Source organism: Virgibacillus chiguensis (genome assembly GCF_900129865.1).
Taxonomy (GTDB): domain Bacteria; phylum Bacillota; class Bacilli; order Bacillales; family Amphibacillaceae; genus Virgibacillus; species Virgibacillus chiguensis.
In genome coordinates this window covers 29,929-44,217 of sequence record NZ_FQXD01000015.1, presented here as the reverse complement: position 1 = coordinate 44,217, position 14,289 = coordinate 29,929, and the positions used below count along the sequence as shown (strand labels likewise).

14 protein-coding genes are annotated in these 14,289 nt (G+C 38.1%); all 14 read left to right on the top strand.

Going from position 1 to position 14,289, the window contains the following annotated elements; genetic code table 11:
• The first annotated feature begins 73 nt into the window (after positions 1–73).
• The 14 genes from BUB45_RS15145 to fin all read left to right on the top strand — a co-directional run bounded on the left by BUB45_RS15145 (position 74) and on the right by fin (position 13,891).
• Complete coding sequence (locus BUB45_RS15145) at positions 74–1,330, top strand: resuscitation-promoting factor (RefSeq protein WP_073011548.1); 1,257 nt, start codon at positions 74–76, stop codon at positions 1,328–1,330.
• A gap of 676 nt (positions 1,331–2,006) precedes the next feature.
• Positions 2,007–2,585 carry a ribonuclease M5 gene (gene rnmV / locus BUB45_RS15140; protein WP_073011545.1) on the top strand — a complete coding sequence of 193 codons (579 nt, stop codon included), beginning with the start codon at positions 2,007–2,009 and terminating at the stop codon, positions 2,583–2,585.
• Positions 2,572–3,456: a 16S rRNA (adenine(1518)-N(6)/adenine(1519)-N(6))-dimethyltransferase RsmA gene (gene rsmA / locus BUB45_RS15135; protein WP_073011543.1), complete on the top strand. Its 885-nt coding sequence runs from the start codon at positions 2,572–2,574 to the stop codon at positions 3,454–3,456. The genes rnmV and rsmA overlap by 14 nt, the downstream gene beginning before the upstream one ends.
• A gap of 416 nt (positions 3,457–3,872) precedes the next feature.
• A complete protein-coding gene (gene yabG / locus BUB45_RS15130) occupies positions 3,873–4,733 on the top strand; it encodes a sporulation peptidase YabG (protein WP_073011540.1) in 861 nt (286 codons plus the stop codon).
• A 327-nt stretch (positions 4,734–5,060) separates the two neighbouring features.
• Positions 5,061–5,327, top strand: a complete 267-nt coding sequence (gene veg, locus BUB45_RS15125; protein WP_073011537.1) for a biofilm formation stimulator Veg — start codon at positions 5,061–5,063, stop codon at positions 5,325–5,327.
• Between the two features lie 168 nt (positions 5,328–5,495).
• Positions 5,496–5,675, top strand: a complete 180-nt coding sequence (locus BUB45_RS15120) for a small, acid-soluble spore protein, alpha/beta type (protein ID WP_073011534.1) — start codon at positions 5,496–5,498, stop codon at positions 5,673–5,675.
• A gap of 621 nt (positions 5,676–6,296) precedes the next feature.
• Complete coding sequence (gene ispE / locus BUB45_RS15110) at positions 6,297–7,148, top strand: 4-(cytidine 5'-diphospho)-2-C-methyl-D-erythritol kinase (protein WP_073011529.1); 852 nt, start codon at positions 6,297–6,299, stop codon at positions 7,146–7,148.
• 67 nt (positions 7,149–7,215) lie between these two features.
• Positions 7,216–8,028 carry a pur operon repressor gene (gene purR, locus BUB45_RS15105; RefSeq protein WP_073011509.1) on the top strand — a complete coding sequence of 271 codons (813 nt, stop codon included), beginning with the start codon at positions 7,216–7,218 and terminating at the stop codon, positions 8,026–8,028.
• A gap of 491 nt (positions 8,029–8,519) precedes the next feature.
• Positions 8,520–8,810, top strand: coding sequence for a septation regulator SpoVG (gene spoVG, locus BUB45_RS15100; protein ID WP_073011506.1), 291 nt, complete (start codon positions 8,520–8,522; stop codon positions 8,808–8,810).
• A gap of 472 nt (positions 8,811–9,282) precedes the next feature.
• Positions 9,283–10,662, top strand: a complete 1,380-nt coding sequence (gene glmU / locus BUB45_RS15095) for a bifunctional UDP-N-acetylglucosamine diphosphorylase/glucosamine-1-phosphate N-acetyltransferase GlmU (RefSeq protein WP_073011504.1) — start codon at positions 9,283–9,285, stop codon at positions 10,660–10,662.
• A gap of 16 nt (positions 10,663–10,678) precedes the next feature.
• The gene (locus BUB45_RS15090) at positions 10,679–11,632 is read left to right on the top strand and encodes a ribose-phosphate diphosphokinase (RefSeq protein ID WP_073011502.1); all 954 of its coding nucleotides are present in this window, start codon (positions 10,679–10,681) and stop codon (positions 11,630–11,632) included.
• Between the two features lie 166 nt (positions 11,633–11,798).
• Positions 11,799–12,422 carry a 50S ribosomal protein L25/general stress protein Ctc gene (locus BUB45_RS15085; RefSeq protein ID WP_073011499.1) on the top strand — a complete coding sequence of 208 codons (624 nt, stop codon included), beginning with the start codon at positions 11,799–11,801 and terminating at the stop codon, positions 12,420–12,422.
• A gap of 361 nt (positions 12,423–12,783) precedes the next feature.
• Complete coding sequence (gene pth / locus BUB45_RS15080) at positions 12,784–13,344, top strand: aminoacyl-tRNA hydrolase (RefSeq protein WP_073011496.1); 561 nt, start codon at positions 12,784–12,786, stop codon at positions 13,342–13,344.
• A 322-nt stretch (positions 13,345–13,666) separates the two neighbouring features.
• Positions 13,667–13,891 (top strand): anti-sigma-F factor Fin, encoded by a 225-nt coding sequence (gene fin / locus BUB45_RS15075; protein WP_342068363.1) that lies wholly within the window; start codon positions 13,667–13,669, stop codon positions 13,889–13,891.
• The last annotated feature ends 398 nt before the right edge of the window (positions 13,892–14,289 follow it).

The following is a 14,289-nucleotide window of genomic DNA, read 5'->3' as shown; positions in this document are numbered from 1 at the left end:
TAATCGGAATGGCTTTGACTTTACTTAGTCCTGTTAATATAATCAAAGTTGCATGAAAAAGGGAGGCAAAAGCATGCGAAAGGTATCAAAGTTAATGCCTGCATCGACAATGAAACTGGTTTTATCTTTTATTGGGATTTTAGCACTTATTACTTTTTCCGGATTCATTGTATTTGATGCGACAAAGGCAGAAATCGTCATTCATAAAGATGGCGAAGAACAAACGGTAAAGACACATCAAAACACCGTAGAAGAAGCGCTAGCGGAAGCAGACATTCAGGTTGGCGAGCATGATTACTTGTCCCATAGCATGAATGATTCCATTAAAGACGGAATGGAAATTAGCTATAAGCAAGCGAAGCAAGTGTTTTTGACAGTAAATGGGAAACAGACCAACTATTATACAACAGCAAATACGATAGATAAATTTTTGCAAGAGAATGACCTGTCATACCATGAGCGTGATAATGTATCTTTTGCTAAAGGTGATAAAATTACAGATGGATTACACTTAGAAATCGACCAAGCATATGAGATTACAATAAACGACGGTACAGATGAAAAGCGCGTGTGGACGACTGGTGGAACAGTAGCAGAAGTGCTTAAAGAATCCAATGTAAAAGTGAATAAAGACAGCGATGATAAAGTGAAGCCTAGTTTAAATAAACAAGTCACAAAAGATACTGTTATTTCAGTTGTTCGTGTTGGTAAAGAAAGAGACGAGGTAACGGAAGCGCTCGCATTTGACACAGAAGAAAGAGAAGACAGTGATCTCGCAAAAGGCGAGGAAAAGATTGTAACTGAAGGTAAAGCTGGTAAGGTAAAGAAGATTTATGAAATAGTAACAGAAAACGGAAAAGAAAAAGATAGAAAATTAATTAGTAAAGAGATTATTGAAGAAAGTGAAAATCAAATTGTTGCAATTGGAACGAAAGAGCCGCAACAGAACAAAAATTTATTTACATTATCGAACAAACAACCAAAATCAAAACGTCAAACAAACAGTTCGCCTGCTTCTAATAAAAAGCAAAAAGGTTCAGGGAAAACGTTTACCATGTCAGCAAGCGCGTATACTGCTAGCTGTAACGGATGTTCTGGATTCACTACTACGGGGATTGATTTAAACGCTAATCCAAATCGAAAAGTTATTGCTGTTGATCCAAGCGTTATTCCTTTAGGCTCAAGAGTTTGGGTGCAAGGATACGGAGAAGCAATTGCTGGAGATACAGGTGGCCATATTGTTGGAAATCGAATTGATGTACACGTTCCTTCCAAAAAAGCTGCTTACCGTTGGGGTGTGAAAACGGTAACTGTGAAAGTACTCAATTAGTAATGTTTGCATCTTATTTAAAAAACACGATGAAAATGGTTTCGATTATCAAAGATGATAATCGAAACCATTTTTTACACTATAAGAAAACTACGCCTTTCGCCATTAGGGCTTGGCGATAAGCCAAATTTTTCTAATTGTCTAGGAAATTATAAAATTTAGCAGGTGTGGATAAACTTACTAAGTTATTTAGCCACGTCCGGCTACAGCGCCCAGCAACTAGGCGACTTCACTCCATTACCCTAAGCTAAGTCATCATCGGTTCGTTCTAAATAGGAAGGCCGACTAAAGACGGGCTTGCTGGAGGGCGCCGGCATACTCCTGTTGCAGGAGCATGATTCCTAAAAATTTCGTTGATTCGTTCCAGTCGCTATGTTGCTAACCGGGCGCCCCGAGCCTTTGTTCCGTGATTTTATCATCTTTTCCATTTCCATTACGTCTATAACAGTCTTATAATGATATGTTAAAATAAATGAGTGTTTTATGTGTATCTAAAATAAAGAGAAGGTTCCATCAATGCTATCTTAATTGTCCTATTGTTGACGTCTAAGAATAATTTCTTTGCACGATAGAATTAGTAGTTTATCGTCTAAGAAAAATATAGCTTACGCCAGTAATACCGGGTAATAATTTAATTTTTTTTAAAAATGAAAGGTTAAAGGAAGAGGGAAGACTTATGAAGGTGAAGGAAGTAATTGTAGTGGAAGGAAAAGATGATACAGCTAAAATTAACCAGGCTGTTGATGCAGATACAATTGAGACGAATGGATCAGCCATTCATACATCTATTATAAAACAGATTCAGCATGCAAAAAATAAACGAGGAGTTATTATTTTTACAGATCCTGACTATCCTGGTGAGCGCATTCGTCATATTGTTGATCAAGCTGTACCAGGTTGTAAGCATGCTTTTTTAACACGTAATGAAGCTCGTGCTAAAAATTCGACAACAAAAAATTTAGGGGTGGAGCATGCGTCTATCGAGGATATAAAAAAGGCATTAGAATCTGTTTATGAGCTGCAACCCGTACGAGAGAGTGAGATAACGAAAGCAGAGTTAATGCATTACGGATTCATTGGAGGTCAGGAAGCGAACAAAAGGCGAGAGCAGCTTGGTGAGTTATTGCAAATTGGGCATACGAATGGCAAGCAGTTATTAAAACGATTAACGATGTTTGGTATTGGAAAAGCTGAATTTGAAAGAGCAGTATTGCAAATGGATCAAGAGAGGAAAGAGAAAAATGACCAATCATAAATTTATTGCTACGCCATCACGAACGAAAGAAATCTTAAAGAAATATCATTTTTCTTTTAAAAAAAGCTTAGGGCAGAACTTTTTAATTGACAGTAATATTTTAAATAATATTATTCGCCAAGCAGGGATTGATAAGGAGTCTGGTGTAATCGAAATAGGTCCTGGTATTGGAGCGTTGACAGAACATTTAGCTATTCATAGTCAAAAGACACTCGCATTTGAAATTGACCAACGTCTGATACCAGTATTAGAGGATACGCTTGCACCCTATGATAATGTCGAGGTTGTACATGAGGATATTTTAAAAGCAAACGTTCGCGACATGATAAGGACGCATTTTCATCCAGAGCAGCCTGTTCATCTTGTAGCTAACTTGCCTTATTATATAACTACTCCTATCTTAATGAAATTATTGCGAGATCACTTGCCAATTGATAGCTTCACGGTAATGATTCAAAAGGAAGTTGCAGAACGAATGGCAGCAAAACCGAATACCAAAAGTTATGGATCACTAACATTAGCTGTCCAATATTACACAGAAGCAGAAGTTGTTATGCAAGTTCCAAAACGTGCATTTATGCCCCAACCTAATGTCGATTCCAGTATATTGCGTTTAGTTAGACGGACGAAAGCCCCTGTAAATGTTGTGGATGAACACTTCTTTTTCTCACTGATACAAGCAAGTTTTGCCCAACGTCGGAAAACATTACGTAATAATCTAACCAACTATTTTAAAGAAAAGTTGACGAAAGAAGAAGTTGGTCTTATTTTACAACAAATTGGTATTGATGGAGGAAGGCGTGGGGAGTCTCTAACGATGGAGGAGTTTGCGTTATTGGCTAACACGTTTATAGCTTCTTCTAAGGCGTGATAGGTGTCATCTGTAGAAAAACTTGGTGAAAATCCAAGTTTTTTAATGGTCAAATTATAAAATTTAGCAGCTATGAATAAACTTACTAACTTATTTAAACGCGCCCGGCTCCAGCGCCCAGCAACTAGGCGACTTCACTCCATTGCTCTACGCTAAGCCATTATCGGTTCGTTCTAAATAGGAAGGCCGACTAAAGGCGGGCTTGCCGGAGGGCGCCGGCATGCTCCTGTTGCAGGAGCATAATTCCTAAAAACTTAGTTGCTTCGTTCCACTCGCTACGTTTCTAACCGGGAACTTGCACCTTTGTTCTTAAAAAGCCCGTACGATAGAGAATACAGAGATAAACGCACAGTTTTTTATTTATAATCATACGATATAGCATAAGTTTATAGCTCAGGGAGGCTGTGAGATATAGGATGAGTTATTCGAAGGGTGATTTAGTCACAAGGTACTCTTATCAGCATGATATATTATTTCGGGTTTCTTCTGTGAAAAAAGAGCTTGTCGATTTAGTAGGAGAGGAAGTCCGTTTGAAAGCCGATGCTCCAATAGATGATTTGAAATTGGTGGAAGAAAGGGAGCTACAAAAACGGAGGCAACAAGGGAAAGAAAGTGAAGAATTTTCCTATCGACTATTTCGTCAAGATTATCAATTGTTAAAAGAAAAAAGGCAATACCAAGCTACGGACGGTTTTATACACGAAGCTTCCTATTTTCAATTGCCTGCAAAAGTGCTGCACATTGATGGAGATGCAATGTATTTAAAAAAATGTATCGAATTATATCAGCGAATCGGATTGCAAGTACATGGAGTACATTTATATGAACGCGATATGCCTGTAAGGATTACAGAACTCATAGAAAAAATTCAACCAGATATCATTGTTATTACTGGGCATGACGCTTTTTCTAAAAACAAAGGAGAAAAGCAAGATTTACGTGCTTATCGCAATTCAAGGTATTTTATTGAAGCTGTACGAGAAGCGAGGCGGACCAATCCCAATTTGGATCAGCTCATCATTTTTGCAGGAGCGTGTCAATCGCATTTTGAGCTGTTAGTTCGGGCAGGGGCTAATTTTGCTAGTTCACCATTTCGAGTCAATATTCATGCGTTAGACCCTGTCTATATTGCTGCTAAAGTTGCCTATACACCCTTTATGGAAAAGGTGAGCGTATGGGATGCTATTCGAACTACGCTCACAGGAGACAAAGGGATGGGCGGTGTTGAAACAAGAGGATTATTACGTACAGGTTTACCATATATGAAAGAGACTTAAAGGAAGGAGGTACGATTGATTAAGTTCATTCAAAATACTGTTATAACATAGAGGATAACGTTAAGCGATGGGCAACTGGGATAATAAGTTGAAAAGTTGCGATTCTTTTTACTACGCATTCACTGTAAAATTAACATTTAATTACCAAAGTAAAAATAAAGTCAAGTTTTTCTGAAAAAATGTGCATAAAAAGTAATTAAAAACAAATAATAAACGAAAATACGAAAAAATATATTGACATCAAAAAAGTAATATTGGTATAATATAAAGTTTTGCTTGACGTTTGTACAAGTTCGTGGTATGATAATTACAGTGAGGTGGAGTATAGTGGCGAAAACATTAATCGAAATAAAGCAAGGTCTTGAAGGTCATGTTGGAAAACGGTTAAAGCTTACAGCAAATGGTGGAAGAAGAAAGACCATTGAGCGTTCCGGCATCTTAGCAGAAACATATCCTTCTGTATTTATTGTTGAGCTTGACCAAGAAGAAAATGCATTCGAACGTGTTTCATACAGCTATGCAGATGTTTTAACAGAAACAGTAGAGCTTCGCTTTGCAGATGATAAAAACATTGCGTCAGTGCTTGAGCAGTAGCCTAAGGTTTACTGCTTTTATTTTTATATTTAATTAACAGAATAGTATAAAAAAATAGTTGCTATTTCCTTTTTTGCTGTTTAATAACAGTTGTATATAGAATGAAAAAGCATACACTAAGTGTGTCGTATCATACCAATACGCATTTATAAAAGGGGGACTGTCTTCGTGGCTAGAAGACGTGGAATGATGTCGGATCATTTAAAAGAAGAAATTGCGAAAGAGTTAGGGTTTTACGACACGGTGCAAAGGGAAGGATGGGGCGGCATTAAAGCGCGCGATGCTGGGAATATGGTGAAACGTGCCATTGAAAGAGCGGAAGCTAGTATGAGACAAGGCAAATCCTAATCGGGTTTGCCTTGTTTTTTTATGTGTGCCAGGCATGCACACATTCTCTAGGGTTCAAGTCCCGAACCACGAAGGCAGTAGTAGTGGTTAGCCTAAGACAAGGGTGTCTGGGGTGACCCAGAATCTGAAGGAAGTCGGCGGCAAATCTCCGCCCTTAGGAACACGAACTTCATAGAAGGCTAGGTGTACTTGGATGAGACTGCATAACAAGTCAAAATCCTTACTGCAAAAGGGTACACAGAGTAAATGAAGTGGGGATATGGAGAGGAAGAATGTGTGCTTACCCTGGGAGATCTGACAGAAAAGCAGTGCACACGCCGTAACCGAAAATGTAAGTGTTCGCTGAGCTCTCAGAAGTCAGCCGAAGCCGTAGTACTAAATATTTCTAGGAAGGGCTGAATCATTGAAGAAGAATGGTCGCTCCTGAGTACGCAATAATTGATGAAGCAGAAACATGAAAACCTTCCTAGTAAAGGAAGCGGTGAATCCCGTTTCGGGAACGGTTACCACCTAGAATTCGCTTGCTAGACAAGTTCTGCACATATGTATTTATTTGCGTTTCACGCAGTTGAATGGAATATGTTACAATTTTAATATCTTTAAACAAGAGGGTGACGGGTGATGGTAATTTTTGAAAAAGCACCTGCAAAAATAAATTTATCATTGGACGTACGAAGTAAAAGGAGCGACGGGTACCATAACATTGAAATGATTATGACAACCATTGATTTAGCGGATCGCATTTGTTTATATGAATTACCTGAGGACCGGATCGAAATATCATTGGAAAGTAGATTTGTTCCAAGTGATAAACGCAATTTAGCTTACCAAGCTGCCTTAGCTTTGAAGCAAGCGTATGGTATTCATAGAGGTGTACATATAACAATTGAAAAAAACATCCCCGTCTCTGCAGGATTAGCAGGTGGTAGCGCCGACGCGGCTGCCGTATTAAAAGGTTTAAATCGTTTGTGGTCACTTCACCTTTCAGATACTGAATTAGCAAGTGTAGGTGCGTTATTAGGTACAGATGTGCCGTTCTGTATATATGGAAAAACGGCAATAGCTAAAGGTAGGGGAGAAATTGTCCAACGGCTTCTCTCGCCGCCGCCATGTTGGGTCGTTTTAGCTAAGCCGGATATTGGTATTTCTTCAGGAACTATTTTTCAACGCATAGTGGTGGAAGATATTGTTCATCCTAACACAAAAGCTGTTATGGAAGCATTAGAAGAAGGGAATTTTAATAAGCTATGTTTAAGCTTAGGGAATGCATTAGAACCGATAACGATAAAACAACACCCAGAAGTACAGCGTATTAAAACGGCTTTACAACAAGCAGGTGCGTCTGGTGTACTTATGAGTGGAAGTGGCCCGACAGTGTATGGCCTCGTCGAGCACGAAAGTAAAGCGAGAAAAATCTATAATGGAATGAGAGGCTTTTGTGAAGAAGTTTATTATGTACGATTATTAGGTTGAAAACCTTTGTAAAAAACGTATATTGATGGTATATTTAGAGGAAAATATTCGGTTTTGAGGTGTGGAAATGAAAAGAAGTAACCGTTTAGTTGCTCTAACTAATTTTTTTCTTGAAAATCCTCGGACGCACACACAATTTCCGTATTTTGTTTCACAATTAGCTACTACGAAAGCTTCTATTAGTGAAGATATGGATATTATCGATGCGGTGTTTCGAAGTGAAGGAATTGGCTATTTGCAACGGACGACAGGTGCAGGGGGCGGGGTGAAGTTTATACCTGCATGCGTTGATGAAAAAAATAAACGCTTTGTTGAAGCATTACGACAAAAGTTGAAAGATCCTGTTCGTATCCTTCCAGGCGGGTATCTATATATGAGCGATCTATTAGGCGATCCGAAGACGGTACGAGAAATTGGGCGTGTATTTGCTTCGGCATTTGCTAAAAAAGATATAGATGTTGTTGTTACCGTTGCTACAAAAGGGATTCCATTGGCATACGCTGTTGCCTCTTTTTTGAATGTACCGGTAGTGATTGTACGCAGAGATCCCAAGGTAACAGAAGGGTCCTCTGTAAGCATTAATTATGTATCTGGATCATCTAGAAAAATCCAGACCATGGTGTTGCCGAAACGCAGTTTATCGGAAGGAGCAAAAGTCTGTATTATTGATGATTTTATGAAAGCAGGTGGAACCATTACTGGCATGATAAATTTACTAGAAGAATTTCATGCAACGGTACAAGCAATAGGTGTCTTAGCTGAAGCAGATGATGAGGAAGAAGAGCGCGTCATTAATGATTATACATCTTTAATAAAAATATCAAATGTGGATATGAAAAAGAAGGCAATTGATGTCCACTTTGGTAATTTTATCAAATAGAAGTATCGTTTTGTTTAACTAAATGAGAAACAAATGAAGGTTTTTTGCAATAGCCTTTAGAAGTAATTCACTTTTCTTTTGTATAGAGCATGGTCGTATGCATACTTAGTGGAGATGTTTTCACTGACGAGCTGTTACTAATAATAATTAAAAAATATACTAAAATGGACACAATTGATATTTGTTCGTTTCTCCGTCTTCTTGATAAAAACGAGATGTAAGGTGCTGTAAGGATTCCGCTTTCAAAGATGGAAGAAGCAAAAAAACAACAGCACCTAAATCTCCTTCTGTATAATAAGCTTCTAGGTTCCTACCTTTAGGTACTAACAACCTGTGTGAATAAGGAAAAAGATATACTTTGTGAAGACAAGCTGTCCTTTTTTTGACTGTTAATATAAATATTTTATTTTTTTTAATATTTTAGCAGGAGTTTTAATAGTTTTGTTGAACTAGTTTATATAGATTCCTATTTGAAAAGGTGGTGACACATCATGGAAGTAACTGACGTTAGGTTACGCCGCGTTAATACGGAAGGCAGAATGAGAGCGATTGCATCTATTACGTTGGATCAGGAATTTGTTGTCCATGATATCCGAGTAATTGACGGTAATAATGGACTATTTGTTGCGATGCCATCCAAGCGAACACCGGATGGAGAATTTAGGGATATCGCTCATCCTATTAATTCTGGTACAAGAGGGAAAATTCAGGACGCTGTATTAGAAGAGTATCGCAAAGCGGGAGATGAGGAAGTAAAATATGAAGAAGCTGGGGCTTCCTAATTCATCTAAATAATATTGTTTACGAAAACAACTAGAGGTCTAATCTACATAAGGTTAGCCTTCTTTTTTTATTGTAAACGGTTACTTAAAATTAGGGTTTATTTGTATAATGATAGATTGCGCCTTACGATTCCCTTTTTTTTCAGTCCATGTATAAAAAAGGAAAAAAGCCTTTTCCTTTGTTGTTTTCCTTTCATAGTTTATCTATTGAAATGAGCAGGTATTTAAGATATATTCATAATGGATAAAGTGAAATTTCATTTAATAGAAGTTTTTCCTTCGTCTTCTACGGAATAGTTCCTACCTAAAGGGTATAGCCTAAAAAACCCTTGGACAGAGCAGGCATTTGGGTGCTGTCATCTTTCACTTACATATGTTCTAGTATCGCTTTACTACGAACTCATGAAGAGAGAGTATTTTCAGCACATAATATGCGCATGCGAGATAATTTGAAATGTTGGAGGTCCTTTATATGACAAATCGATATGCTGTCATACTGGCAGCAGGGCAAGGTACCAGGATGAAATCGAAGCTTTACAAAGTACTCCATCCTGTAGCGGGTCGCCCCATGGTTCAACACGTCGTCGAACAAGTTGGTGGCGTAAATGTCGATAAAATCATTACTATTGTCGGTTTTGGTGCGGAAGATGTAAAGAAACAACTCGGACCAAAAAGTGAGTACGTTCTTCAAGAAGAGCAGTTGGGGACTGGGCATGCAGTTGTTCAAGCTAAAGCGCTTTTAGAAGGTAAGGAAGGTACAACGATAGTGGTGTGTGGTGATACACCTTTAATAACTAGGGAGACGTATCAAGCGTTGATTGAACATCATGAACAAACAGAGGCAAAAGCTACGATACTAACAGCAAAAGCTCCTAATCCGTATGGATATGGTCGCATACTTAGGAATAAGCAAAATGATGTGGAACGGATTGTGGAACATAAAGATGCGAATGAAGCCGAGCTACTTGTAGATGAAATAAATACGGGTACATACTGTTTTGATAATCAAGCTTTGTTTCAGGCGCTAGCACATGTTTCCAATGATAACGCACAAGGGGAGTATTACTTGCCGGATGTGATTGAAATTCTCCAAACAAAAGGGGAGACGGTGAGCGCGTATCAAACAGCAGACTTTGAAGAAACGTTAGGGATAAATGATCGTGTTGCTTTAGCGCAAGCAGAGAAAATCATGAAACAACGTGTGAATGAAAGACATATGCGTAATGGTGTAGCTATCATTGATCCGGATCAAACTTATATTGAACCGAGTGTAACAATTGGTGCTGACACAATTATTCATCCTGGTACAATGATTAAAGGCGATACGGTCATTGAGGAAAATGCAGAAATTGGCCCGTATTCCGAGCTAACCAATTGTCATGTTGGAAATGGCACGATAATTAAGCAAAGTGTGGTAAATGATAGCAAGATAGGTAATGATGTGAAAATTGGTCCGTATGCACATATAAGGCCTGATAGTGCAATTGGTAACCACGTGAAGATTGGAAACTTTGTAGAAATAAAAAAGACAAGCTTAGGTGAAAATAGTAAAGTTTCTCATTTAAGTTATATTGGTGATGCACAAGTCGGAAGCAATGTAAACGTAGGTTGTGGTACAATAACAGTGAACTATGATGGCAAGCACAAATATGTAACAACCATTGAAGATGAATCATTTATAGGCTGCAATTCAAATTTAGTTGCACCTGTGAAAATTGGAAAAGGTTCTTATATTGCTGCTGGTTCTACAATTAATAAGGACGTGCCAGAGGATTCTTTATCGATTGCTCGCGCAAGGCAAACGAATAAAGAAGGATATGCGGAAAAAATTAAAAATCGGAAAAAAGACTAACGGAGGGTTCTAACAAATGGCAGCTAGTTACAAGGATTCATCCTTGAAAGTTTTTACATTAAATTCCAACCCACAATTGGCCGAGGAGATTGCTAATCATATTGGTACGACACTAGGGAAATGTGCTGTATCTCGCTTTAGCGATGGAGAAATTCAAATTAATATTGAAGAAAGCATCCGTGGCTGTGATGTCTATGTCGTTCAGTCAACATGTTCACCGGTGAATGAGCATTTGATGGAATTATTAATTATGATTGATGCATTGAAACGAGCATCTGCAAAGTCAATTAATATTGTTATGCCTTATTATGGGTACGCTAGACAAGATCGAAAAGCAAGATCAAGAGAACCGATTGCAGCAAAACTAGTAGCCGATCTATTAGAAACAGCAGGATCTGATCGGGTGATTACACTTGATTTACACGCACCGCAAATTCAAGGCTTTTTTAATAGCCCGATCGATCATTTACAAGGAGTGCCAATTCTTTCCGATTATTTTGAAGCAAAGAACTTGGAAGATATTATTATTATGTCACCAGACCATGGCGGTGTGACACGCGCCAGAAAGATGGCTGATCGTTTGAAGGCGCCAATTGGAATAATTGATAAGCGTAGACCACGACCTAATGTGGCTGAAGTGATGAATATTGTTGGGAATATTGAAGGGAAGACAGCCATTTTAATTGATGATATCATTGATACTGCAGGTACAATTACTTTAGCAGCAAATGCTTTAATTGAAAATGGTGCCAAGGAAGTATATGCTTGTTGTACACATCCCGTATTATCTGGCCCGGCAATGCAACGAATAAATGATTCAAAAATTAAAGAATTGGTTGTAACTAATTCGATCCCTTTACCAGATGACAAACGAATTGATAAAATTACACCACTTTCTGTCGCTCCTTTAATTGGTGAAGCGATTGTTCGTGTGCATGAATTGCAATCCGTTAGTATTTTGTTTGATTAATGTTTAGGTTTTAGCCGAAACGGGTAATATTTATGATGGAGGTTTATTTGTTCAGAGTAAATGAGTGCGAGTCTGAGGGCTCTTATATACGAAAGCGAATAAATAATGTAAGATTGAAATATTGGCAACAAACGAAGGTTTTTAACTAATTTGGAGGGTGATTAACGTGGCAGTAAAACTAGCAGCGCAACGAAGAGAAGATCATACGAAATCAGCAACAAAAGAAATTAGAAATAGCGGACGTGTTCCAGCTGTAATCTATGGAAAAGCAAAAGAATCGAAGTCGATTGCTGTAGATAGTGTTGAATTGATCAAAACAGTTCGTGACGAGGGTAGAAATGCGATTATCTCACTTCACATTGAAGATGAAAAACCTGTAGATGTGATGCTACATGAATATCAAATTGATCCATTGAAAGATGAGCTTATCCATGCTGACTTTTATATTGTAGATATGGCTGAAGAGATGGATGTGGAAGTGAATATCCACTTAGAGGGAGAAGCAAAAGGTACGAAAGATGGCGGTGTCTTGCAGCAACCATTATATGCGTTGCAAGTACGTGCGAAACCAGCTGACATCCCTGAAGAAATTGTTGTTGATGTTTCTGATTTAGATATTGGAGATAGTATTGCTGTGTCTGATATTGACATTCAAGGGAAATACGAACTCTTAGATGATCCAGTTACTACGGTTGTAACGGTATCAGCGCCAGATACGTTAGAGGACATTGAAGCGGCTCCGGCTGAGAATGCAGAGCCAGAATTAGTAGATGGAGAAAAGGAAGCATAATTTCTTGACTATTATAAAATAGAGTAAGAGGCAGTTGCGGTAAAAGTAATGCGTGTTGCAAAATGTCGAAGGAAGGATAATTATTTTCCTTTTGAAAAAGCCATATGGCTAGCACCTCATCATGTCCTAGTTGACTATTGGGTGGGTCCGCTCATTTCGAACACGGTAAGTGAAGATAAGTGAACGCAACTCTCCCTCCTAATTAGGAGGGAGAGTTGCGTTGTATGATTTTTTCAGGTTGAAAAGATCTATTACTAAATGGTCGTTACACTATAAGAAAGCTTGGCTTTTGCCTATAAAGACATGCTGATAGCTACCCCATTCATCGGTTTAAAATGAAAAAGATAAAGGAAGTACGTTTATGAAATGTATTATAGGTTTAGGAAACCCAGGAAAAAAATATCATCAGACGAGACATAACATTGGTTTTATGGTAATTGATGAATTATTGCGACGTCATCAGCTAACATTGGATAAATCAAAATTTAAAGCAGATTACACGATGGTACAGATGGGACAGGAAAAGGTGATGTTTGTAAAACCACAAACGTTTATGAACCTTTCTGGGGATGCTATAAGGCCATTAATTGACTATTACAACATTGATTTATCGAATATTTTGATTATTTTTGATGATTTGGATTTGCCAGTCGGTAAAATTAGGCTTCGTCAAAAAGGTGGTCATGGAGGCCATAATGGCATTAGATCCATTATCGACCATGTTGGGACGAAGGATTTTAAACGGATTCGAATTGGTATCGGTAGGCCTGATGTTTCACAATCCATTATTCATTATGTGCTACAAAGGTTTCCAAAACATGAAACCTCTGAGGTAACGCTTAGTGTGCAAAAAGCAGCCGATGCATGTGACGCGTGGATAGAACGTCCATTTCCTGAAGTTATGAATGAATATAATCAATAATTACCACATATAAAAAACAAACAGGGTTTTTTGCTCTATACCTCATTTTAAGGCCTTTAGTATAAGGAAACTAATATTTTTGCTATCAAGATTTAGCATGAAGTCAAGTTTTTCTAGCGCTTGGATGCGGTTGTTATTACACATAAACGAAAGTATATTTTTAACGGGAACTACTTGAATAGCTGGTGTGCATTTAGGTTAAACTAGTTACTAACAATTAAAGTAAAATGATGTTAAAAATCGGTTTTTACTTGGCGGGTGCTATAAGTGTAGTAGCTGCTATAAGGTTTTTAAATCGTATTGGAGGCGGTTCCCGTTGACAATGATATATTTGTGTAAGCATTGTGGACAAAAACTAGGAAGTATACAACAACACATGATTGATTTATCCATATTAGGATTTGACCAATTATCCGTGAAGGATAAAGAAGAAATGATTATTTATAAACCAAATGGGGATATGCATATTAAGGTGATTTGCGAAGACTGTCAAGATACACTAGGTCAACATCCTCACTATCATGAATTAGATTTCTTTATACAATAGAACATGTGGTTAGCCTTTGGTGCAGCGTAGCCAAGGCATTTTTGCGCTTGTAACAGAATGGGAAAAAACACGTAATTTTCTTAACAAGTTAAGAAAGTATAAAATGAGGTGCTAGTGGATATGGCACGTCCTGATTCTATCGCCCAGCAACTATGCGATTTCACGAATTCGCCCTAAGCTAAGTCATGTGCGGTTTGTGGCTAAGAGGAAGGCCGGCTAAAAACGGGCTTGCCGCCGGACGTCGGCATCCCCCTGTTATAATGATGTGATTTCTAAATCTTTAGTTGATTTGGTTCATTCGCTACGTTGCTAAATGGCGCTTGCACCTTTGTTCCACGATAGCAAAGTATGAAATTTTTATGGTTAATAGTTTAAGCAAAACGACGGCGTTCTTACGC

Excerpts from the sequence above, each read along its gene's own strand:
- BUB45_RS15145 (WP_073011548.1), top strand. The coding sequence starts at position 74 with ATGCGAAAGGTATCAAAGTTAATGCCTGCATCGACAATGAAACTGGTT.
- rnmV (WP_073011545.1), top strand. The coding sequence starts at position 2,007 with ATGAAGGTGAAGGAAGTAATTGTAGTGGAAGGAAAAGATGATACAGCT.
- rsmA (WP_073011543.1), top strand. The coding sequence starts at position 2,572 with ATGACCAATCATAAATTTATTGCTACGCCATCACGAACGAAAGAAATC.
- yabG (WP_073011540.1), top strand. The coding sequence starts at position 3,873 with ATGAGTTATTCGAAGGGTGATTTAGTCACAAGGTACTCTTATCAGCAT.
- ispE (WP_073011529.1), top strand. The coding sequence starts at position 6,297 with ATGGTAATTTTTGAAAAAGCACCTGCAAAAATAAATTTATCATTGGAC.
- purR (WP_073011509.1), top strand. The coding sequence starts at position 7,216 with ATGAAAAGAAGTAACCGTTTAGTTGCTCTAACTAATTTTTTTCTTGAA.
- spoVG (WP_073011506.1), top strand. The coding sequence starts at position 8,520 with ATGGAAGTAACTGACGTTAGGTTACGCCGCGTTAATACGGAAGGCAGA.
- glmU (WP_073011504.1), top strand. The coding sequence starts at position 9,283 with ATGACAAATCGATATGCTGTCATACTGGCAGCAGGGCAAGGTACCAGG.
- BUB45_RS15090 (WP_073011502.1), top strand. The coding sequence starts at position 10,679 with ATGGCAGCTAGTTACAAGGATTCATCCTTGAAAGTTTTTACATTAAAT.
- pth (WP_073011496.1), top strand. The coding sequence starts at position 12,784 with ATGAAATGTATTATAGGTTTAGGAAACCCAGGAAAAAAATATCATCAG.
- fin (WP_342068363.1), top strand. The coding sequence starts at position 13,667 with ATGATATATTTGTGTAAGCATTGTGGACAAAAACTAGGAAGTATACAA.